The sequence below is a fragment of the Halorubrum sp. T3 genome, assembly GCF_000296615.1.
GTDB classification, from domain to species: Archaea; Halobacteriota; Halobacteria; order Halobacteriales; family Haloferacaceae; genus Halorubrum; species Halorubrum ruber.
In genome coordinates, this window is sequence record NZ_JH815329.1 from 255948 (window position 1) to 275864 (window position 19917).

The 19917-nt window shown below is 68.5% G+C and carries 22 protein-coding genes and 1 tRNA gene; 10 read left to right on the forward strand and 13 right to left on the reverse strand.

The window, feature by feature from the left end:
• Positions 1 to 439: 439 nt before the first annotated feature.
• Positions 440 to 589, reverse strand: coding sequence for a hypothetical protein (locus B378_RS16995; protein WP_004595158.1), 150 nt, complete (start codon positions 587 to 589; stop codon positions 440 to 442).
• 211 nt (positions 590 to 800) lie between these two features.
• Between B378_RS16995 and B378_RS0103435 the strand changes: the two genes are divergently transcribed.
• Complete coding sequence (locus B378_RS0103435) at positions 801 to 2513, forward strand: L-lactate permease (RefSeq protein WP_026046166.1); 1713 nt, start codon at positions 801 to 803, stop codon at positions 2511 to 2513.
• Between the two features lie 84 nt (positions 2514 to 2597).
• The gene (locus tag B378_RS0103440; protein WP_026046167.1) at positions 2598 to 2876 is read left to right on the forward strand and encodes a hypothetical protein; all 279 of its coding nucleotides are present in this window, start codon (positions 2598 to 2600) and stop codon (positions 2874 to 2876) included.
• A gap of 160 nt (positions 2877 to 3036) precedes the next feature.
• Here the strand turns inward: B378_RS0103440 and B378_RS0103445 are convergent, their stop codons facing one another.
• From B378_RS0103445 to B378_RS0103465, 5 genes are all read right to left on the reverse strand, one after another.
• Positions 3037 to 3555: a DUF3368 domain-containing protein gene (locus B378_RS0103445; protein WP_017342429.1), complete on the reverse strand. Its 519-nt coding sequence runs from the start codon at positions 3553 to 3555 to the stop codon at positions 3037 to 3039.
• Positions 3552 to 3842: a UPF0175 family protein gene (locus B378_RS0103450; RefSeq protein ID WP_017342430.1), complete on the reverse strand. Its 291-nt coding sequence runs from the start codon at positions 3840 to 3842 to the stop codon at positions 3552 to 3554. The genes B378_RS0103445 and B378_RS0103450 overlap by 4 nt, the downstream gene beginning before the upstream one ends.
• A 103-nt stretch (positions 3843 to 3945) precedes the next feature.
• On the reverse strand, positions 3946 to 4545 hold the full coding sequence (locus B378_RS16290; protein WP_082224234.1) for a DUF1102 domain-containing protein: 600 nt from the start codon (positions 4543 to 4545) through the stop codon (positions 3946 to 3948).
• A 366-nt stretch (positions 4546 to 4911) separates the two neighbouring features.
• Positions 4912 to 5856: a hypothetical protein gene (locus B378_RS0103460; RefSeq protein ID WP_017342432.1), complete on the reverse strand. Its 945-nt coding sequence runs from the start codon at positions 5854 to 5856 to the stop codon at positions 4912 to 4914.
• A gap of 179 nt (positions 5857 to 6035) precedes the next feature.
• Positions 6036 to 6623 carry a hypothetical protein gene (locus B378_RS0103465; RefSeq protein WP_017342433.1) on the reverse strand — a complete coding sequence of 196 codons (588 nt, stop codon included), beginning with the start codon at positions 6621 to 6623 and terminating at the stop codon, positions 6036 to 6038.
• Positions 6624 to 6945: 322 nt separating this feature from the next.
• Here B378_RS0103465 and B378_RS0103470 point away from each other — a divergent pair, with 322 nt between their 5' ends.
• The 4 genes from B378_RS0103470 (at position 6946) to B378_RS0103485 (ending at position 12237) form a co-directional block, all read left to right on the forward strand.
• Positions 6946 to 8499, forward strand: a complete 1554-nt coding sequence (locus B378_RS0103470) for a CARDB domain-containing protein (RefSeq protein ID WP_020480111.1) — start codon at positions 6946 to 6948, stop codon at positions 8497 to 8499.
• A 97-nt stretch (positions 8500 to 8596) separates the two neighbouring features.
• Entirely contained in the window at positions 8597 to 9532 is a 936-nt protein-coding gene (locus B378_RS0103475; RefSeq protein ID WP_017342434.1) for a hypothetical protein, read from the forward strand.
• Between the two features lie 203 nt (positions 9533 to 9735).
• Complete coding sequence (locus B378_RS0103480) at positions 9736 to 10899, forward strand: signal peptidase I (RefSeq protein WP_017342435.1); 1164 nt, start codon at positions 9736 to 9738, stop codon at positions 10897 to 10899.
• 3 nt (positions 10900 to 10902) lie between these two features.
• Positions 10903 to 12237, forward strand: a complete 1335-nt coding sequence (locus tag B378_RS0103485; protein WP_017342436.1) for a DUF5305 domain-containing protein — start codon at positions 10903 to 10905, stop codon at positions 12235 to 12237.
• A 33-nt stretch (positions 12238 to 12270) separates the two neighbouring features.
• On the opposite strand, the gene B378_RS0103490 is transcribed toward B378_RS0103485, so the two are convergent.
• Positions 12271 to 13161 carry an NAD(P)-dependent oxidoreductase gene (locus B378_RS0103490; RefSeq protein WP_017342437.1) on the reverse strand — a complete coding sequence of 297 codons (891 nt, stop codon included), beginning with the start codon at positions 13159 to 13161 and terminating at the stop codon, positions 12271 to 12273.
• A 43-nt stretch (positions 13162 to 13204) separates the two neighbouring features.
• Positions 13205 to 13399: a heavy-metal-associated domain-containing protein gene (locus tag B378_RS0103495; protein WP_017342438.1), complete on the reverse strand. Its 195-nt coding sequence runs from the start codon at positions 13397 to 13399 to the stop codon at positions 13205 to 13207.
• Positions 13400 to 13526: 127 nt separating this feature from the next.
• Here B378_RS0103495 and B378_RS0103500 point away from each other — a divergent pair, with 127 nt between their 5' ends.
• The gene (locus B378_RS0103500; RefSeq protein ID WP_017342439.1) at positions 13527 to 14117 is read left to right on the forward strand and encodes an AsnC family transcriptional regulator; all 591 of its coding nucleotides are present in this window, start codon (positions 13527 to 13529) and stop codon (positions 14115 to 14117) included.
• A gap of 70 nt (positions 14118 to 14187) precedes the next feature.
• Positions 14188 to 14338, forward strand: a tRNA-Gln gene (locus B378_RS0103505).
• Positions 14339 to 14381: 43 nt separating this feature from the next.
• Here B378_RS0103505 and B378_RS0103510 read toward each other — a convergent pair.
• Both B378_RS0103510 and B378_RS0103515 read right to left on the reverse strand, forming a co-directional pair.
• Positions 14382 to 14804: a low molecular weight phosphatase family protein gene (locus B378_RS0103510; RefSeq protein WP_017342440.1), complete on the reverse strand. Its 423-nt coding sequence runs from the start codon at positions 14802 to 14804 to the stop codon at positions 14382 to 14384.
• 104 nt (positions 14805 to 14908) lie between these two features.
• A complete protein-coding gene (locus B378_RS0103515; protein ID WP_017342441.1) occupies positions 14909 to 15544 on the reverse strand; it encodes a hypothetical protein in 636 nt (211 codons plus the stop codon).
• A gap of 98 nt (positions 15545 to 15642) precedes the next feature.
• Here B378_RS0103515 and B378_RS0103520 point away from each other — a divergent pair, with 98 nt between their 5' ends.
• A complete protein-coding gene (locus tag B378_RS0103520) occupies positions 15643 to 16146 on the forward strand; it encodes a hypothetical protein (protein ID WP_017342442.1) in 504 nt (167 codons plus the stop codon).
• Positions 16147 to 16607: 461 nt separating this feature from the next.
• On the opposite strand, the gene B378_RS0103525 is transcribed toward B378_RS0103520, so the two are convergent.
• The 3 genes from B378_RS0103525 to B378_RS0103535 form a co-directional block, all read right to left on the reverse strand.
• Positions 16608 to 17660 (reverse strand): cell division FtsA domain-containing protein, encoded by a 1053-nt coding sequence (locus B378_RS0103525; protein ID WP_017342443.1) that lies wholly within the window; start codon positions 17658 to 17660, stop codon positions 16608 to 16610.
• Positions 17657 to 18142: a FlaD/FlaE family flagellar protein gene (locus B378_RS0103530; RefSeq protein ID WP_017342444.1), complete on the reverse strand. Its 486-nt coding sequence runs from the start codon at positions 18140 to 18142 to the stop codon at positions 17657 to 17659. Before B378_RS0103530 ends, B378_RS0103525 begins: the two co-directional genes overlap by 4 nt.
• 129 nt (positions 18143 to 18271) lie before the next feature.
• Positions 18272 to 18790 carry a zinc ribbon domain-containing protein gene (locus B378_RS0103535; protein ID WP_017342445.1) on the reverse strand — a complete coding sequence of 173 codons (519 nt, stop codon included), beginning with the start codon at positions 18788 to 18790 and terminating at the stop codon, positions 18272 to 18274.
• 125 nt (positions 18791 to 18915) lie between these two features.
• Here B378_RS0103535 and B378_RS0103540 point away from each other — a divergent pair, with 125 nt between their 5' ends.
• Positions 18916 to 19911, forward strand: a complete 996-nt coding sequence (locus B378_RS0103540; RefSeq protein WP_017342446.1) for a pantoate kinase — start codon at positions 18916 to 18918, stop codon at positions 19909 to 19911.
• Positions 19912 to 19917 lie beyond the last annotated feature (6 nt).

Consider the following 19917-nt stretch of genomic DNA (forward strand, 5'->3'; position numbering starts at 1 on the left):
CACCGCGGCGAGTGTCTCCAAAGCCCCAGCCGTGAGGGCGTCGTACGCTCGCTGCGCTCCTCGTCACTCGCTTCGCTCGTTCCTGCGGTGCTTACGTCGCCTACGACGCCCTCACGGCTGCCCCTTTGAGTCCCGCCCCACACAGCGACCGCACCTCACGCCTCCCCAACCTCGCCGCTCACGCCCTGCGGGCGTTCGCGGCGTCCCTCGCGCGTGCGACTCCCGCCCTCCGGGCGCTCGTCGGCACGCGCCACCGCACCCCTTTTTTATAAGCACTCGTCGCCGCCGCTCACGGTTATTTAAATACGACATCGCGGCCGGCGATCTGCGATACTCACTCCCGCTATCGCTCGCCGCTACCTCTGTACTGATGAGGAAATTTACCAGCTGCTGGGTATCTCAATGGCGCCGTCCGATTCAAAAGTCGCCGAGCGGCGGCTCAGAACGTCGCGAGGAACGGAACCGCGTACGCGATCAGCAGGCCGACGAGCGTGACGGCCGCGCCGATACCGACCTCGCGGCTGCCGAACTCCTGCATCGGTGCGGTCACGCGCTTGTCCGGGTCGGGCTCGTGCGAGTGGTCGTCCATAATCGCGGATCCGGTCGGGGGACACATAAGCCCACCTGTACCCGGCGGAGGTGACGCTCCTCGCCGCGGCGTTGAAGCGCCGAATTGACTTGTCACTGATCACGCGGCACACCGCGTTCCGGTGTCCCGATCGCCGTGGATAATCTCAGTCAAAAAGAAAATTACATATAGCCAGTTGTAGGACGGAAACGTACGCCCAAAGAAGATACCTATGACAAGTGTCCTCACCCTGGCGTTTGTCGGCGTGGTTCCGATTGCCGTCGCGTTCGTCCTGCTCGCCGGACTCAGGTGGTCCGCCGCCCGCGCGATGGGAGTCGGGTGGCTGCTCGCGGGCGGAATCGGACTCACGTACTGGCGCATGGAGCTCGACTGGCTGATCGCGTCGGCCGTCTACGGCGCGTTCCAGGCGGTCGACATCATCCTCATCGTCTTCGGTGCCATCCTCCTGATGAACTACCTCGAGGGGAGCGGCGCCATCGCCACCATCCGGTGGTACTTCGGGCAGATCGAGGAGGACAGGCGCATTCAGGTGCTGCTCATCGGCCTCGGCTTCATGACCATCATCGAGGGCGCGGCCGGGTTCGGGACGCCGGGCGCGCTCGCCGCGCCGCTGTTCATCGGCCTCGGCTTCCCGCCGCTGGCCGCCGCGGTGTTCGGCCTCTTCTTCAACGCGCCGAACCCGCCGTTCGGCGCGGCCGGAACGCCGGTCATCGGCGGGACCGGCGCGGTCATCGAACCGGCGCTGTCGGGCTCGGTGAGCGTCGGCGAGTTCCTCTCGATGGTTTCCGCGTGGTCCGGGGTCGTCACGGGGGTGACGTACGTGTTCTGGGGCCTGCTCGGCGTGTTCTTCCTCACGTACTGGTTCGGCGACGCCGACGGGGGCCGGAACCTCGGCGGCGCCGTCCGCGACACGCTCCCGATCGCCCCGTTCGCGCTCCTGCTCGGCGTCGTCACCGGCGGGACGCAGCTGGCGATCGCGTGGGTCGTCGGGCCCGCGCTCCCCGACATCGCGGCCGGGTTCGTCGTCCTCGGCGTCGGGCTCCTGCTCGCGAACAACAACATCCTCGTCCCCGACCGCGAGTGGGACTTCCCGAGCGACTCCCAGTGGAGCGACACCTGGCTCGGGGGGCTTGAGCTCGACGAGATCTCCCGCGACCAGCCGAAAAAGGAGATGTCGGTGCTGCTGGCGTGGACGCCGTACCTGCTCGTCGCGGTCGCGCTGCTCGTCACGCGGTGGCCGGACCTCACCGTCGCCGGCACCGAGGTGCTCGCGTGGATCCAGAGCTTCTCCGTCAGCATCGACTCGATCCTCGGCACGGAGCTCGGCTACACGCTCCAGTACCTCTACCTCCCGGGGACGATGCCGTTCATCCCCATCGCCGTCCTCACCGGGCTCCTCCACAAGATGGACCTCGACGAGATGGGCGCCGCGTGGCGGCGCTCGGTCGAGCAGGTCGCGCCCGCCGCGCTCACGCTGATCATCGCCGTGTCGATGACGCAGGTGATGATCCAGTCGCAGACGAACACCGCGGGCCTCCTCGGCATGATGGAGGCGCTCAGTCGGGCGCTCGCGATCGGCGCGGGCGGCCTGCTCCCGATGATCTCGCCGTGGATCGGCGCCATCGGCTCCTTCATGACCGGGAGCAACACCTCCTCGAACATCCTCTTCAGCGTGCTCCAGTACAACGCCGCCGAGACGGTCGGGCTCTCGCGGACGATCGTCGTCAGCCTCCAGAACGTCGGCGGCGGCCTCGGCAACATGGTCTCCGTGCTGAACGTCGCCGCGATCTGCGGCGTCGTCGGAATCACCGGCCGCGAGGGCGACCTGCTCCGCAAGGCGATCGTCCCGATGGCGCTGTTCGCGCTGTTCGCCGGGCTGTTCGGGATGCTCCTGAGCTACGTCCTCGTTCCCGGGCTGTTCTGAGCCGGGACGGAGGGTTTTTCGAAGAAACGCTTTCCCGCAGCCGACTCGAAACGTGGGTCGAACAACTCGACGTCGAAGGCCGCTATGAGCGACTCACGAACGCCTGAAGAAGGCTCGGCCGGAGCCGACGACGGTCCCGAGCGACCGCCCCGTTACGAACAGGTAATCCGGTGGGCCGAATACATCAAAGCGCAGCCGCCGGAGGTGTGGGGCCCACAGCAGAACGCGGTCGTGAACGGCCAGATCGAGAGCGCGCAGGCGGTCGACGTGAGCGTCGAGGAGAAGCAGGCGATTCGGGAGTTCGCGGACGAGACGTTGCGGGCCGAAGGTGAGACCGACGAGGAAAATAACAGCGAGGAGTAGATCGACGCCCGAACTCAGCCGTAGAGTATCTCATCGATGTCCGACTCGTCGGTCGCGACCCCGGAACTGACTCGGCCGCGCCGCATTCGTTCCTTTTGTTCCTCTGATAGCGGGAGGGGCGATACCATACCGAGGCTTCTCTCACGACCCGTAATAGTCGTTACTCGAACGACTCCAGCTTCCGGACGATCTTCATGTACACGTCCGGCGCGACGTACCAGCCGCGGTCGATCATCGCGTCGATCGCCTCGCGTCCTGCCTCGGCCGACAACTTCCCGCGCTTCACCGCCAAGAGGACGACGTACGCGGTCCCGCGCGTCTCGACGCCCTCGACCGCTGCCGCCGAACGCCCCGCGGCCTCGTCCATCACCGCAACGCCGTCGCGCGCGTCGGCACACGCGAGGGCCGCGATGTCGGCGTCGCTCAGCCCCGAGTGGCGCTCCAGCCGCGTCGCGACCGTGGAGCCGTCAAAGTCGACCTCGACGACGTCGAGGCCTCTGTCCTCGACCGCCCGCTCGATCCGGCGCGCGTCGTCGTATCCCCCCTCGATCCCCTCGGTCACGACCTCGCGGTACACTCGTTCGGGGACGAGCCGCGGGGCCGAAACCGTCTCGATGATCTCCACCCGTTCAGCCTTCGCGAGGTAGATCAGCGGGGTCGTGTCGAAGATCCAAGTCACAGGTCGTCGAGATCAGCCTCAAGATGGTCGCCCGAGACCCACGCGCGGTCGGACTCCTCGATCAGCCGTGCGAACTCCCAGACCGACAGGTCCGTCAGGTCGGCGGCCCTCGCGAGCGAGACCTCGCCGTCCGCGAACCGGTCGACTGCGCGTTCTCGACGCCACTCGTCGAGCCCCTCTGAAAGGAGTTTCCTGACCGCCGTGCTCCGGTCGAGCCGTTCCGATTCGAGGTATTCCTCGAGTTCGGCTTCGAGGTCCTCGGGGACGCGAGTGGAAATCGTTCCCATGGTGTATGCAATGTATACATTCTATACAAACATTTGGGACCGAGACTGAAATCGCCCTTATCAGGGGGACTAAGATCGAAAAATTATCCAACGACGTTTTCCGCTACTCGAACAACTCGGTGAAGCTGTTATCCCCTTCATACTCTGCCCCAGGCGCAGCATGGAGGGTTATAGTACCGCCAGCATCGCTGTCGGTCGAGCCTTTGGTCTCTATCGTCATATTGGCCGTGAGTGACCCATCATCCGCATCCACGCGAGGGGTATTTGCCGGGTCGCTGTAATCCTCTGCTAAGAGTGACTCACCCTGATTCGAAGTGATCTCCAAGTTCTCAAGATTGAACCCAGAGGTGGTAATTACCATGCGGAGTTGTCCGCCATATTCCCGCTCAACGACTCTGAAAAGGTCATCAAAAGCATAGGTGGAGTTAGGATTCAGTCCTTTCCCCTCATCAAATGTTCCAATCCCTGCGCCCTCGCCCCTACCTTCGATCTCGCTAAAGTCTAGTGTAATTTGTCCGTTATTGACCGACGAGTAAGGGCTTTCCGTATCGAAGAGGCCAATGTAACCACTGCTGTCAGAGGCAACCCGAATCTCCACCTGACGTTCAGCTGAAGCGGTAGTAAATGCCCCCGTACCAACTGCAGCTGCGCTTCCACTTGCCAATGCGCCCAGACCGGCGAGGAACTTACGTCGTTTTGCCATAGTTGTGTAACCTCGTTGTGTCCGCACACGACCCACGTCCGGGAACACGAGACATCCCGTGTCACCCTGGGTCGCTCTACTACACCCATGGGGCGTATCCCATATCGTTATGAGTCAGCAGAAGATTTGCTGGAGGACGCTGAATCGGCTCTGGACGGGCCTATAACGATTCTGGGCCGCCCTGAACACGGTTCTTGCCGTTCAATACACGGAATGATCTGACCGTGAGCTAACCCTGTAACCGTACGACACGATAGCAAACCTGCGCTATCTGAGTAGTTTGACTATGTATACTATAGACAGCGACGCGGTTGACGGTATGTACCTAATATAACCTTTCGTGCTAGATATACTGCGTCAGGCGGCTTAATCGCAAGCAGAGAGCGTGTCCGAGTTGAATTCGCTTTCTGTTTCCGGCACGCCGTCATAACATTCCGAACTACCCGGATTCAAGCCGTCACCCTCTCGAACATACGTATGATTTAAATCAGTAAGCGACACAGCGACGATCCGTTTTCCGTTCTTGTTACTGCCGCTGAAAAGTTGGTTTCGTATCTGCCCGTTCGAGAGATTCGGTGTATCGTGTTCGAGTCCTGTAGACACGTCGCGATACCAAACCCGAGTGGGGATCTCGGATTCGGTTCCCTTCAACTTCGCGTTATCGCTATTCCCTTTAAAATCGACAGTCGGCGTCTCGGACGCAGACACATCTTCAGCTCCTGTGAGGGTGAATGCCCGCGTCTCACCGAACAGCTGTGCGCTAATACCTCTTTCAACGCCCTCAATCGTGATCGTCACTTCGATGTCTAGGCTGTCACCAGGTGGAACGTACGCATCCGCGACGATCCGAACCCACTCGCCAGGTCCGAACGCGTCGTCGTCGTTCGCGCCCGGGTAGTTACCGTTTGTCGACCCGCGCTCGATCGCTACGTGGTCCTCGTCGACGTCGGTGAAGTCCTCGTCGCTGAGCGTTTCGTCGGGAGCCGCCGGGCTATCGTAGCGCTCGACAGCGACGTTCCGCAGTACATCATCCTCTCTGTCCTCGTCTTCGTACTCGTACTCGACGCCGACGAGAGCGAGGTCCTGGCTGCCACCAAACTGATTTCGAACGCGAACGAGCGTGACCTGTTCACCGTCTTCGACGGTTTTGCCATCGCTTGGCGTCTCGTACCGAATGTACGCGTCCTCGTCGTCCTCCACGTTGACCGACACGTTCCGCTCCGCCTCCATACTGCTGAACGCGCCGGTCCCGACGCTCATCGCCCCGGAACTTGCGCCGCCGAGCAGGAGGATGAGGTTGCGTCGTTTCATGGTGTGCGTGGGTCCGACACTGGCTTACTGGTTGACAACACGTGTCGCGTACTTAAGGTTATGAGCCGTCGGAAGCGGGTATCGGACCGCTTGAACGCCCGTGACATTGGCCTGAACCCCTTTTTTGCTGCCGACCGCGGGACCTCGGTCGCCCGCGCTCCGCTCCGGTCCCCGGTCGCTCACTTGTCGCCCACTTCGGGCGGCTCCTCGCCGCGGCCGACCTCCATCTCCGCGGTGTAGTACTTGTGCGCCAGCGCCGAGAACGCGAACGCGACGACGATCGCCAGCGTCCACGCCATCTCGGGGAGGAGCGTGAAGGGCCACACGCCCACCCACACCGCCGAGACGAGCGCGGCGGCCACGCCGGAGAGCCCGAGGTAGTACTCGCTCCACGGTATCTCTCGGCCCTCAACGACGTCTAAGTACACGTCCACGTCGGTCAGCGCCGGCGTCGGCTCGACGACCCCGCGCGCCTTGTTGAACTCCACGACCCCCGCCTCGTCCATCTTCGGCAGGTGCGACTGCTGGAGCGCCGTGTACACTCGCTTCCGCTCGCTGCTCGATATCTCGGCGGTGTCGATCCCGTTCTCCCAGGCCGCGATCTGCTCCGCCATCTCGCCGATCTCGACCGCGTCGTCCGGCTCGCGTTTCAGCAGGTGTACCGCGAACCGCCGCCGCTGGTTGGCCAGAACGTCGAACAGATCGTCTTCGGAGATCTCCGCCGCCGGCTCTGCCCCTCCCGTCTCGATCTGCTGTGCCGACGCCATTTACGTCAGACAAATATGAACACACCAACATAAAACCACAGGTTGTGATAACTCGACAACGTTTATTTGCGTTCACGATCGTCTCCGCGAATGGGCCTGATACGCCTGTTCTGCGGGGTTTGAGTGATTCCTTCGGCATCTCAACTGACGAACAACCTATTTGATCGCGATTCGATATATGAAATTATCACATTCCGAATCACTTTTTTGGGGCGGTGACTCCGCGGTCCCGCGCGGCTCTCGGACACGTTGACGAACCCCTTCGGAACTTCAAGCACCGCATAACCAAGGGCTTCCGGCCGCAAGGGTCGACCCGATATACATGTCTACCGTCCGCCGGACCCTCCTCCTCGCTGTCCTCGTCGCGTCCGCGGGAGGCCTCGCCTTCGCGACGGGGGCAGCGGTGGTCGACGGGCCGGGGGACACGTTCGCGGAGGAGCGCCTCGCCGTTCACCCCGTGGACGGCCCCAACGGCGCCTACGCGTACCTGAACGACGACGACGAGATCGTCGTCGACGTCTCGGGGTCGAACCCGAAGCTCCCGAGCGACTTCGAGGGGGTCAACCCGGGAACCCTCGCCTCGGCCGAGGGCGTGTTCACGATCACCTACAGCGCCGACGAGTACGCCCGCGTGTGGATCGAACACCCCGAGGAGAACGTCACCTTCGTCGCCGACGGCGAGTCGATCGAGGGCGAGGCGAACAATGTCACGCTCGGTCCCGACGAGACGGTCGCGATCGGGCTCGAAGTGGACGCGCGCGGCGCCGTCGCCGGCACGCAGCTGGGCGGGGACGACTTCGACATCCGCGCCGAGGTCGCGGAACCGGAGTCGATGTCGTCGAACGCGGACGGCGAGGAGGAGGACGCCGACGGCGGCGCCGCGACGACCGTTCGTCGCCCCGAGCCCGACCGCCGAGAGTTCGAGGGCCGCGAGCTCTCTCCGGGCGACGGCGTCACGTTCGACGCGGGCGCGATGGAGATCGCAGGTGGCGACGTCACCCTCGACCGCGTGCGGATCACGAGCGAGAACGGCCGCGACGTCAACTTCGAGACGGTCGGGCGACCGGACCCGTTCCCGTCGGCGGGGCCGCTGAACGACACCCGGGGCGCGGCGCCGAACGGCTACTTCGAGTTCGACCACTCGTTCGCCGGCGATGAGGTGTCTCGCGTCCGGTTCTCTATGAGCGTCGACCGCGACTACCTCAACGAGACGGGCGGCGACCCCGACGACATCTCGCTGTACCGCCGGTCCGAGTCGGCGCCCGGCGGCTGGGAACGGCTGGAGACGGAGCGCGTCGACCCGGCCGTCCGCCGCCTGCTCGACCTGCCCGAGGACCGGGTCCACGTCACGGCGTCGACCGACGAGTTCTCGGTGTTCGCCGTGGCGACCGACCGGGCCCGCATCCGCGCGACCGACGCCTCGCTCGACCGCGAGGCCGTCGACGCCGGCGAGTCGGCCGTCGTCCGCGCAACGGTCGCGAACGAGGGGCGCGACGACGGCGCGCGCGACGTGACGCTCACCGCGGACGGCGAGCCGCTCGCGACGCAGCGGGTCGAACTCGACCCCGGAGAGAGCGCGGCCGTCGCGTTCGAACCGGCGTTCGACGACCCCGGCGAGTACGACATCGCGGTCGACGACGCCTCGGCGGGGACGCTCGCGGTCGGCGACCCGGCCGGTGACGGCGACGAGGACGACACCGCGTCCGTCGAGGGAGGAACGGACGACGGTGGCACGGCGGCGCCCGACGGCGACGCGTCCGATCCGCCCACCGAGGAGCCGAGCGGGATCGGCCCGTCGAACCTCGTCGGACTCGCCGTGTTCCTCGTCATCGCCTTGGCGAGCGTCGCGCTCGTGCGGCGGATGCCGCGGTCGTGACACCCGCTCGCGTCGGTGGCGCGGACGCCGGTCGACGGGTATCGCCGTTGGATCCCGGGACCACAGAGATTAACCGAGCGTCGCGGAAGTGATTCCCGTGAGCGACCTCTCGTCGGAGACTGACCGTTCGGCCCCGGGCAGGGACGGGAGCGACGGCGCCGTCCGCGACCGCGACGCGCGCGCTCGCTCGGGGTACGCGGCGTTCCTCGACGAGCTATCCGCCCGCACTCGCCTTATCGACCTCGTCGCGCTCTGCCTCCCGCCGACAGTCCTCGTCGCTGTGTTCGCGCTCCCCCGAGTGACCCGCCGGTCGCTCGCGTTCGCGTACACCGACCCCACGCTGCTGTCGGCGTTCACGGCGCACTACGTCCACCTCGGCGCCGACCACCTGCTCGGGAACCTCGCCGGGTACGGGCTGCTCGCCGGGACCGACTACGCGCTCGCGGTCCTGAGCGGGCGCCGGCGCCTCTTCTTCACGGCGTTCGTCACCTACCTCGCAGCCTTCCCCTTCGCGCTGTCCGCGCTGAACCTCGCGGTCCCGCGGAACGCGATCGGCTTCGGCTTCTCCGGGGTCAACATGGCGCTGGCCGGCCTGCTTCCCATCGTGTGGTACTACTACGCCCGCGAGCAGTTCGCGCCCGGGGCCTCCGTCGCCGCGCTACCGGCGGTCTTCTTCGCGCTCGTCGGGTGGATCGCGCTCCTCGCGCTGCCCGTCTCGACGGAGGGAATCGGGCTGGCGGGGCTGTCGATCGGCGTCGCGGGCGCGCTCCTCGCGCTGCTGTACGCGGCCAGCAGCGGGGTGCGGCTCCCGCGGTCGCTCCGGGCGCACGCGAAGTCGATCGCCTCGCGCCCCGGCTACGGTGACCTACTCGCCGTCGGTGCGGCGGTCGCCGTCGGCTACCCCGTCGTCGGGTTCCCGTCCGACCCCGCGGGCGCCGACAGCGTCGTGAACCTCTACGTCCACCTGCTCGGGTTCTGTCTGGGCTTCATCGGCCCGTTCGCGCTGCTTGCGGGCGGCGTCTTCGACGAATAAGGCCGTCCGCAACCGTCCGGACTCGCCTCCACCCACGAACTTATTAGGACACGCCGCCGTTCAGCGATCGACGGCTACCTGACGCTCTGACGACAGGAACCGCTTCGCGGCGGGAGCCGCCCCGAGATCGCCGGCGCCCCGAGATCGCCGCTGCGCCGAGACCGCCTTCGATCCGAGACTGCCCCCGACCAGAGACCGACACCATGTCCATCAAACGAACGCTGTCCGTGGCCCTTCAGGCGGCCGCGGTGCTGGTCGTCGTCTCGCTCGTCGTCGGCCAGTTCCTCGGACAGCCGATACTCCTCAGCTACGTCGAGACCGGGAGCATGCAGCCGACGCTCTCCCCCGGCGACGGGTTCGTGGCGATCCCCGCGCAGATCGCGGGCGGGATCGGCCCGGGAGACGTCGTGACGTTCGACGCCCAAGAGATCCAGGGCGGCGGCCTGACGACCCACCGCGTCGTCGAGGAGACCGAGCGCGGGTACGTCACCCGCGGCGACAACAACCCCTTCACCGACCAGGACGGGGGTGAACCGATCGTCCAAGACGCCGACATCGTCGCGAAGGCGCTTCAGGTCGGCGGCGGCGTCGTCGTGATACCGCACTTGGGCACCGTCGCGATGGGGTTCCAGTCCGCGCTCCAGTCCGTCCAGACGTGGCTCGCGGTGACGTTCGGCGTCCGCTCGTTCCAGGGGACGCAGGGGCTCGCGTACATCGTCTTCGGGCTGTCGGTCGTCGCCTACGCGGTCGACTGGTACCTCAACGCCGGCACGCGCGACCGCGACTCCCGGGACCGGTCGCGCGACGATGGCACCTCTGTGTTCGCGATCCTCGGCGTGCTGGCGCTCGTGTTGATGGCCACCGCGACGGCCGCGATGGTCGTCCCCGCCGGGACACAGGAGTACGGCGTCGTGAGCGCCGAGTTCGAGTCGGAGAACCCGACCGTCATCGAGAGCGGCACGAGCCAGGAGCTCGAGTACGTCGTCCCCAACGCCGGGCTGGTCCCCGTGTACGCGTACGTCACGCCGGCGAGCCCGGGTGTCGACGTCGACCCGCAGCGGCTCTCGGTCGGCAGTCGCGGCGAGGCGTCGACGACGGTGACGCTGTCGGCGCCCGACGAGACGGGGTACTACCGCCTGTTCGTCGTCGAACACCGCTACCTCGCCGTGCTGCCGCCCGGCATCGTCGACGAGCTGTACGGGGTCCACCCGTGGGCGCCGCTCGTCGCGATAAACGGCCTGCTCGGCGGCGGAATCGTCTCGATCGGGCTGCTGCTGTTGCGCGGCGAGCCCGCCCGGATCCGGTCGCGCGGCTCCCGGGAGCGCCCCCCGCTCTACAAGCGACTCCTCCGCGAGTTCTACAGGTAACACATGTCCGAAGACGCTCCCAACGAACGTCGACTCCGGCTCCGCGCCGTCCTGAACGCACAGTCCACCGCGATCCTCGTCGTCTGTCTCCTCCTCGTCGCGGTCGGGGCGGGGCTCGCGTACACGACGCACGTCGACCCCGGCACGGAGACGGAGAGCCGGACGGTTTCGTCTCTCACCGTCGAGAGCGAGTACCGCCACAGCGCGACGGTGACGGAGCCGAACGCCGTCTTCGAGACCGGCACGGAGCTCGACGGGCGCGACACGTACTTCACGCGGATCGCGCCGGAGCTCGACGTGGACGTGGCGACGAGCTACGCGGCGTCGACCGCCGAGAACGTCACCGTCGAGGTCGGCTCCACGCTCGTGATCCGCAACGTCGGCGAGGAGGGGACCGTCTACTGGCGCGAGACGGAGCCGCTCGCGTCGGAGACCGTCTCCGGCGTCTCGCCCGGCGAGACGGTGAACGCCTCGTTCGCGCTCAACAGCACCGCGATAGACGGGCGGGTGGCGTCGATCGAGGAGGAGCTCGGCGCCTCGCCCGGCGAGACGGAGACGTTCGTCACGACCGACGTGGCCGTCGACGGGTCGATCGGCGGCGTCCCGACGGCGTCGACGCAGACGCTCGACATGACGATCACCCACGGCGGCGACACGTACTCCGTCGACGAGCCCGGCGTCCAGTCCGACACGACTGAGCGGACCGAGCAGATGACCGTGGAGCGGGAGTACGGCGTGCTCCGCTCGTTCGGCGGGCCGCTCCTCCTGCTCGTCGGCCTCGTCGGCGCCGGCGGGATCGGGTACGCGACGCGGGAGTACGACCTCGCGCTCACCGACGCGGAGCGGGAGTACCTCTCCTACCGCGACGACCGCTCGGAGTTCGCCGAGTGGATCACGACGTTCCGGCTCCCGGCGTCGGTCCACGAGCGGCCGACCGCCGAAGCGGGGTCGCTGCGGGACCTCGTCGACTTCGCGATCGACAACGACACCGGCGTCGTGGAGGACCCCGAGACCGGCGCGTTCCACGCCGTCTCCGGCGAGTTCGTCTACACCTACCGCCCGCCCGCGCCGGCGGTCGAGGGGGACGGAGAGGGCCCCGCCGACGCCGATGCGGTCACCGACGCGGACCCCGGCCCGACGGCGGCGGCGAGTCCGGACTCGGCCGCGAGCCCCTCGGCTCCCGCCGAGGACGGCGACTCGCCGGACCGCGGGGTCGACGCCGCCGACCTCGACGCCCCCGATGTCGACGTACCGAACGAAGGGGACGTCTGGGACACGGACTCACGTCCGACCGACGCCGACGCGGAGGACTCGGACGAACGGGACGAGGAGGTCTGACCCCCGGTCGCGACCGCGACCTCGACCCCTACTTTAGTCGCTCTCGCCGTCCGTTTCGACCTCGTCGCGCCACGAGTGTGCCGGCTCCCACCCGAGCAGCCGCTTCGCCTTCGAGCAGTCGAAGACGGACTCGTCGCCGTCGAGGTCGCAGTCGGCGGGGCGGTCGCCGTGAACCGCCTCGATCGTCGCGGCGGTGTCGCGGCCGAGGAAATTCTCCGCAGAGACGATCAGCACCGCCTCGTGGCCGTCGACCTCGGTCTCGGGGTCGATCGCGGCCTCGATCGCGGAGACAACGTCGCGCACGTCGACGGAGGACCAGCAGTTGCCGCTCGGCTCCGCGGTCGCGGGGTCGAACGTCTCCCGGGCCTCGCGGCGCCGCTCGTCGCCCGGGAACGTGACCCACGAGAGGCGCAGCGAGACTGCGGGGACGCCATGCCGGCGGGCGGCGGCGGCCGCGACCTCCTCGCCGACGACCTTCGAGAGCCCGTACGGGTCCTCGGGTTCGGTCGGCGTCTCCTCGTCGATCGGGAGGCTGTCGGGGAGCCAGTCGTCTTCGGCGAAGACGGTGCCGTAGAGGCTCTCGCTCGACGCCCAAACGATGCGGGCGCCAGCGGCGCCGGCCGCGTCGAAGACGTTGTACGCGCTCTCGACGTTGTTCGCGAACACCCGCGAGCCGGCGTGGTCCTCGGGGTGCGGGATCGCGGCGAGGTGAACGACCGCGTCGGGCGCGGCGGCGTCGACCACCTGCCGCGTCTCGCCGTAGTCGGTGAGGTCCGCCGCCACGTAGTCGACGTCGTCTCGGCGGTCGTCCGTCGGCGGCGTTTCGCGGTCGACGGCGACCACCTCGCGGCCCGCGTCGGAGAGCGCGTCGACGGTCCACGCGCCGACGCCGCCGGCGCTTCCGGTGATCAGTACCGTGTCCATGTCCCCGCGAGCGCGCTCGGGCGGAAAAGGGGCAGCGATTCGCTTACGCGGACGCTTCGTAGCCGGCCTCCTCGATGGCGGCCACGACCGCGTCGACGTCGACGTCGCCCTCGACGGTCGCGGTGCCCGCCTCGTGGTCGGCGCTCGCGGACTCGACGCCCGGCAGCTCGCCGAGCGCGTCGGTCACGTTGTCCTCGCAGCCAGTACACGACATGCCGTCGACGTCTATCGTCGTCATGCGCGCCGGTTTGCGCCGCGGGCACAACTGCCTTTCCGTCGCCCCCGTGGGCGACCGGTTCTCGGGATCGTTTTCGCGTCCTTCGATCGCCGGACTGCTTTTGCCCGCGCCGGTCGAACGCCCGGTCATGCGCACGCTCGACGAGACGGACCGAGAGATCATCCGGCTGCTGCTGGCCGACGCGCGGCGGCCGTACAGCGATATCGCCGAGCGGGTGGACCTGTCGGCGCCCGCGGTGTCCGACCGCGTGGACCGGCTCCGCGAGGTGGGCGTGATCGAGGGGTTCACGCTCCAGATCGACGGCGACGCGCTCTCCGACGGGCTGCGAGTCCTCGCGACGCTTTCGGTCGCGCCCGCGGACGCCGAACGCGTTCACGAGGCGGTCGCGGGCCACGAGCGCGTCGAGCACGCGTTCCTCACCGCGGACGGCGAGGTGACGGTCGCCGCGCGCGTCGAGGAGGGGACCGCCCGCGACCTCGTCGACGAGGCGGTCGGGTTAGAGAGCGTAACCGAGCTGTCGGTGCGCCCGCTCGACGCCCACGAGTGGTCGCCCGCGGTCGGGGACGCGGACCTCGCGGTCGACTGCGTCGAGTGCGGCAACACGGTCACCGCCGAGGGGGAGTCGGCCCGGATCGACGGGACGCTGTACCACTTCTGTTGCGGCTCCTGCCGGGAGAACTTCGAGGAGCGGTACGACCGGATCGAGGAGGGGGCGTAGTCGGGAGACGGTCTCTGGACGCGCCGCGGAGAGTAACGTACTTGAGTGCCCGCCGGTTAGCCGGAGTCGCAGTCCCGTGGTGTAGTGGCCAATCATAATGGCCTTTGGAGGGAATCCGTCCGCGTCCGCGACTCAAACGCGGCTGTTGGGCGTTCCGGTAAGAACGCCCGTCGGATACCCGAAGTCAGCCATTGACGGCGGTTCGAATCCGCCCGGGACTACTTTTCAGCGATCCAGTAAACCGCGGAGTCCGTTGTCCGCCGCCTACGCCTCGCCGAAGAACTCGTCGAAGAGACCTCGGACGCGTCCTTCGATCTCGTCGCGGATCTCGCGGACGCGCTCGACGTCCTGCCCGTGCGGGTCGTCGAGCGCCCAGTCGCGCCCCTCGACGCCGTCGGCCAGCGTCAGCGTCGAACATCCCATGGTGGCGACCACGTCGCACGCGTCGAGCTCGGCGGTCGAAACCTCCCGGGGGACGCGGTCGGCGAGGTCGATGTCGAGTTCCCGCATCGCTTCCACGACCTCGGGGTGGACCTCGTCGGCCGGGTGCGTCCCGCCGGTCACGATCTCGACGCGGTCGTCGAGGCCGCGCTCGCGGCGCTCGCGCTCCGCGAACGCCGCCGACATCTGGCTGCGGCCGGCGTTCTGGACGCAGACGAACCCGAACGTGACGACGTCGTCGTTCATACTCGTGCGTCTCGGCGCGCCGGATTAACCGTTCCTAAGAGGGCTATAGAGCAGTATGTATTTCGCGCGGCGAGGCCGACGGGCGGGGGTCCGGCGACCGCCGCTCACTCCAGCACGACGGAGAAGCCCCACGTCGCCGACGACTGCGGTTCGGCGTCGTCGGACACGACGGAAACCGTCGTCTCGAACCGGTACTCGCCGACCGGGAGGCAGGCGTCCTCGCCGGGCGTCGCGTACAGGTCGACGAGGCGCTCGCTGGACTCGCCGGGGTCGAGCGCGAACGTCCGGTACTCCTCGGTGATCGCGATGGTGTCGGTCAGCCGCCAGCAGCCGGGTTCGGCGGGATACTCGCCGCCCGCCGGGAGCAGCACGAGCGCGTCGTCCGCGTCGGAGACGTACTCGAAGTGCGCGGCCCGCCCCTCGCCGACGCGAATCCGCTCGTCGCCCGCGTTCGTCAGCCTCGTGCGGAGCTGCGGCGGGTGGTCCTCCGTCGCGGCCTCGCGAGCGATCTCGACGGCCGGCCGAATCGGGAGCTCGACCTCGTCGTCGACGGAGACGATCGAGACGCCCGGCCCGCCGGTTCCCTCGGGGCGCGTGCCGCCGACGTCGGTGCCGTTGCCGCTGTCGATGCCGTTGCCGTCGCTACCGTCGGGAGTCGACGTACAGCCGGCGAGCGCGAGCAGCCCGCCGGCGCTCGCGCCGCCGACCCCGCGGAGGTAGCGCCGTCGCGTCGGTGTCATGGGTCCGACAGCACCGGCGCACGTATAGCCTTACTGCCGGGGGCGCTCCCCCGCAGATCATGTGTGTTATTTTTTAGCATGTAGGTCGTGGGGGTCCTATGGAGATCAGCGATTACCGGGACGCGGTCGCGGCGAACCGGCGCGACCACGGCTTCGAGGCGGTCGAGGCGGGGGCGGAGGAGTTCGAGCGCATGTGGATGACCCGCGAGACGGACGACACGCTCGGCGACGTGGCGGTGTTGGCGACGCTCGTCGAGGCGGACGAAACTGAGGGAGACGGGAGCGACGCTGAGACGCTCGCGGACACCGCGGCGGCGTTCCGCGACGTGCTCGCCGACCGGATCGACCCCCAACCCGGACGCGCGGACGGCGGCGAGGCGCCGACGCCGATCGGCTACATGACGTTCGCGACCTCGGACCCCGACGCGTCGCTGCTCGCCGCGATGAACGGGTTCACGGTCGCGAAGCGGCGGACGAACGTCTTCCCGCTCGTGTACGACGCCGAAGCGGAGCGGCTCCACCGCCACGAGGTGCCGCGGCTGAAGGGCCGCGGCATCTACCGCCGGCAGGCGGACGACGCCGAACGCCTCTTCGACGTATAAATACTGGGCAGTGGATCGGGGGTAAGCGTCGCCAACGTGGCGGCCGGTCGTTTATAAATAGCTGATTGTGGATCGGCGGAGAACGCCTCCAAAGTTCCAGCCGTTCGCTTATAAATAACTACGAGCAGATCGGCGGTGACCACCGCCAAAGTCCCAGCCGGGAGGCCGCAGTACGCTCGTTGCGCTCCTCGCTCGCTTCGCTCGCTGCGGTGCTTACGTCGCCTACTGCGGCCTCCCGACTGCCCCTTTGAGTCCCACCCGACCGCGACCGCACAGCACCTCACGCCTCCCCAGCCTCGTCGCTGGCGGCTGGCGCCGCCAGCGACTCCCTCGCGCGGTGCTGCTCGCGGCCTGCCGGCCGCTCGCAGGCACGCGCCACCGCATCGATCCCGATATGCGTAGCGCGGATCGGCCGCTGTTGGATTTAAAAATAATAAAACGCCGAACCGCTCGCGCGCCGCTCAGACGAGCCGCGCCGCGATGCGCGCCGCGCCGTCAGCGGCCGCGAGCGCGGGCTCGTCGGGCGAGACGACCTCGACCTCGCGGTCGAGCTCCTCGCTGAGGCGCTTCTCGAACTCCTCGGTGAGGCCGGGGATGCACGCCATGCCGCCGGTGACGGCGAGCGGGCGCCCGAGCGCCAGCTGGTAGGGCTTCATGTGGTCGTTCGCGAGCTCGGGGAGGAACTCGTTGGCGACGACGTCGACCGCCTCGTCGATGTAGCGGTCGATCGGCTCCTGGACGCCGCGGTCGACGGTGAACTCGTGGCTCCCGCCGCCCGGCTGCTGGACCACGTCGGTGAACGGCTCGAAGTCGTACACGTCGCCGTGCTGCTCTTTGTACTCCCGGGCGGTCGTCCGGTCGATGTGGACCCGGCCCTGGGTCTCCTCCTCGACGGCGGCGACGATCCGGCGGTCGACCTCGTTGCCGGTCACCGAGCCGGTCGAGAACGGCGAGAGCTGCTCGCCGCGCCGGTAGGCGCACGCCTCCATCGTCGTCGAGCCGAGGTTCACCGAGACGAACACCTCGTCGATCGCGTCGAGCCCGTCGCCGTAGGCGGGGATCGCCCCGCACAGCGACTCGGGGTAGCTCCGCGTCTCGACCTGCCCGATCGAGGAGCCCTCGATCACCGACTTGAGGTTCTCGACGCCCGCCTCGTTGTCGATGGTCGGCACCGCGTAGACGACCGCGCTGTCCTCGGGCACGTCGTGGGCGTCCACGACCGCCTCGAAGAAGCGCTCGGCGTCCGCCACGCTGTCGTCGTCCTCGGGGAGGCCCGAGCGCAGCATGAAGCGCACGCGGTCGGGGTACTCCACCGCGGCTTCCTCGCCGAACAGCACCTTCTCCTCGCCGGTGATGGCGTCCTCGTAGGTCGCGAGGCAGGTCAGTATCGAGTGGCGCTCGCGGCCGCCCCGGCCGTCGGGAATGTCGAGTACCGTCCGGGTGCTGCCGAGTTTCACGCCGACCGCCGCCGATTCGTCCGATTCGTTGATGTCCGTGGATTCGTCGTCGCTCATTGGTCACTCGCACACGAAGCGATCCGGACGATGGAGACGAGGCTGATCCGGTGGTCCGCGGGGGTGAACGGCCGGTCGCGCGTCGGGGCGTCGAACCCTTCCAGCCGGCGCGAAAGCGCCGCGACCGCGTCGTCGCCGACCCAGTCGATCTCGCCGTAGTAGGACAGCGCGTCCCGGCTCCGCACGTGGCCGCCGACGTCGACGAGGTAGCCGAGCCACTCGCCGATCTCGCGTTCCGCCGCGGGCGACGCCGGGATCGCCGTCAGGTACGGTCGATCCGCGGTCCCGCCCCCGTTCAGCCGCGCACCACGCTGACGCTGGAGCAGCTCCGTGAACGCGGCCGAGCGCGCCGCCTGCTCGGCTCGGTTCTGGTTCGGCCGCCGGAGCGCCCGCTCCCGAGGCGCTCCGTCCGCACCGTCTCGCGGGGCGTCCGCGATCCGGCGCAGCTCCCGTACGTCGTATCGTCGTGGATTCAGACTCATGTTTCCGTCCGTCGTTCGCGTCCGTACCCGAACCCTCTCGGCGGGGTTATATGATAGTTGGCTCTCAGTTATCAGCGGTGAGAAACTACCGCGGGTGACGCTGTCCCGGTACCGGTGGGGCCGTCCGCGTCACCGGTCGTCCGACTCGGCCCACGGGAGGGGTTCGGTACACCAGTGACAGAAGTCGAGGTCGGCGTCGACCTCCTTGCCGCAGCTGGGACAGGTGACCTCCAGCGTCTCCCCGTCCTCGCCGTCGCCGGCCGCGGCCGGCGGGGACCGACCCCCTCCCGGTCCGTCGTCGCCGTCCGCGTTCGCGGCCCGCCGCCGCATCGCCTCGGTGGCGGCGTCGATGCGGTCGCGCTCGGCGGCGTCCGCCCGCCCGACGAGGTACGCGTCGAGCGCCGACAGCGCGGACAGGAGGACGATGGGGAGCGCCACGTCGGTGGGGACCGCGGCCGACACCGCCGCGGGGTCGGCGAGGGGGTCGACCGGTTCGACGTCGTACAGCGTGAACAGCGCGACCCCGCCGCCGACGATCGTCAGGTGCCACAGCAGCGCCCGCCCCCATCGGCGCAACGATAGGTGGCCGAGCCCCGGGAACACCAGCGCGAGCAGGGCGGCGAGGACGGGGCGCAACTGGCTTCGCATACGGCCGCGGTTCGGCCGGCCGGTACTTAGGCCTGCGGTGTCGTCGCCGTCGCGCGGCGGTCGCCTCCCCGACCGACTCGGTCCGGATAACAACCGTTAATCGCGGCCCGCTCGTCGGCCGCCACATGAGCAGCCAGCGGGCGACCGCGTTCGTCCCGGGCCACGTCACCGCCTTCTTCAGCGCGCACCCCGCGGACGACCCGGCGGTCGCCGGCTCGCGCGGCGCGGGCGTGACGCTCACCGACGGCGTGACCGTCCGGGTGTCGGCGCCGGCCGGCGAGACCGGTGCGGCGACGGGCGACGGCGCGGACGGCGAGACCGGTGCGGCGACGGGCGACGGCGCGGACGGCGACGGCGGCGCGGACGGCGACGCCGCGAGCGACGGACCCGGATCTCGCACTATCGACGGCGAGCCCGGATCGATCGGCGCGGTCGACGACGTCCTCGCCGAACTGGGCGCGCGCGGCGCCGACGTGGCCGTCGAGACCGACCTCCCGATCGGCGCCGGCTTCGGCGTCTCGGGCGCCGCGGCGCTGGGGGCCGCGCTCGCCGCGAACGACGCGTTCGACCGCGGCCGGTCCGAGAACGAGCTCGTCCGGATCGCCCACGCCGCGGAGGTCGGCCGCGGGACCGGCCTCGGCGACGTGGTCGCGCAGGCGCGCGGCGGGGTCCCGGTCCGGCTCGAACCGGGCGCGCCCGGCGTCGGCGAGCTCGACGGCGTCCCGGCGACCGCGCGCGTCGAGTACGTCACGTTCGGCGAACTGTCGACGGAGGCGGTGTTGGGCGGCGACACCGACGCACTCACGGCGGCGGGCGAGGACGCCTTGGACCGCCTCCGCGCGGACCCTCGACTCCCGACGCTGATGGACGCGGCCCGGCGGTTCGCCCGCGAGGCGGACCTGCTCGTCCCCGAGGCGGCCGAGGCGATCGTGGCGGTCGACGCTGACGGCGGCTCGCCCGAATCGTCCGGGTCGCCCGACGACCTCGGCGCCGCTATGGCGATGCTCGGCCGTACCGTCTTCGCGCTCGGGACCGGACTCTCGGACGCGGGCTACGACCCGGATGTCTGTCGGATCGACGCCGCGGGCGCGCGGCTCGTCGACGAGCGCAGCCGGGAGTAAGGATTT

Coding starts and splice junctions, on each gene's coding strand:
- B378_RS0103510 (WP_017342440.1), bottom strand. CDS start 14,804: ATGAACGACGACGTCGTCACGTTCGGGTTCGTCTGCGTCCAGAACGCC.
- B378_RS0103435 (WP_026046166.1), top strand. CDS start 801: ATGACAAGTGTCCTCACCCTGGCGTTTGTCGGCGTGGTTCCGATTGCC.
- B378_RS0103495 (WP_017342438.1), bottom strand. CDS start 13,399: ATGACGACGATAGACGTCGACGGCATGTCGTGTACTGGCTGCGAGGAC.
- B378_RS0103500 (WP_017342439.1), top strand. CDS start 13,527: ATGCGCACGCTCGACGAGACGGACCGAGAGATCATCCGGCTGCTGCTG.
- B378_RS0103525 (WP_017342443.1), bottom strand. CDS start 17,660: ATGAGCGACGACGAATCCACGGACATCAACGAATCGGACGAATCGGCG.
- B378_RS0103480 (WP_017342435.1), top strand. CDS start 9,736: ATGTCCATCAAACGAACGCTGTCCGTGGCCCTTCAGGCGGCCGCGGTG.
- B378_RS0103460 (WP_017342432.1), bottom strand. CDS start 5,856: ATGAAACGACGCAACCTCATCCTCCTGCTCGGCGGCGCAAGTTCCGGG.
- B378_RS0103470 (WP_020480111.1), top strand. CDS start 6,946: ATGTCTACCGTCCGCCGGACCCTCCTCCTCGCTGTCCTCGTCGCGTCC.
- B378_RS0103450 (WP_017342430.1), bottom strand. CDS start 3,842: ATGGGAACGATTTCCACTCGCGTCCCCGAGGACCTCGAAGCCGAACTC.
- B378_RS0103515 (WP_017342441.1), bottom strand. CDS start 15,544: ATGACACCGACGCGACGGCGCTACCTCCGCGGGGTCGGCGGCGCGAGC.
- B378_RS0103485 (WP_017342436.1), top strand. CDS start 10,903: ATGTCCGAAGACGCTCCCAACGAACGTCGACTCCGGCTCCGCGCCGTC.
- B378_RS0103465 (WP_017342433.1), bottom strand. CDS start 6,623: ATGGCGTCGGCACAGCAGATCGAGACGGGAGGGGCAGAGCCGGCGGCG.
- B378_RS0103540 (WP_017342446.1), top strand. CDS start 18,916: ATGAGCAGCCAGCGGGCGACCGCGTTCGTCCCGGGCCACGTCACCGCC.
- B378_RS0103520 (WP_017342442.1), top strand. CDS start 15,643: ATGGAGATCAGCGATTACCGGGACGCGGTCGCGGCGAACCGGCGCGAC.
- B378_RS16290 (WP_082224234.1), bottom strand. CDS start 4,545: ATGGCAAAACGACGTAAGTTCCTCGCCGGTCTGGGCGCATTGGCAAGT.
- B378_RS0103530 (WP_017342444.1), bottom strand. CDS start 18,142: ATGAGTCTGAATCCACGACGATACGACGTACGGGAGCTGCGCCGGATC.
- B378_RS0103440 (WP_026046167.1), top strand. CDS start 2,598: ATGAGCGACTCACGAACGCCTGAAGAAGGCTCGGCCGGAGCCGACGAC.
- B378_RS16995 (WP_004595158.1), bottom strand. CDS start 589: ATGGACGACCACTCGCACGAGCCCGACCCGGACAAGCGCGTGACCGCA.
- B378_RS0103535 (WP_017342445.1), bottom strand. CDS start 18,790: ATGCGAAGCCAGTTGCGCCCCGTCCTCGCCGCCCTGCTCGCGCTGGTG.
- B378_RS0103490 (WP_017342437.1), bottom strand. CDS start 13,161: ATGGACACGGTACTGATCACCGGAAGCGCCGGCGGCGTCGGCGCGTGG.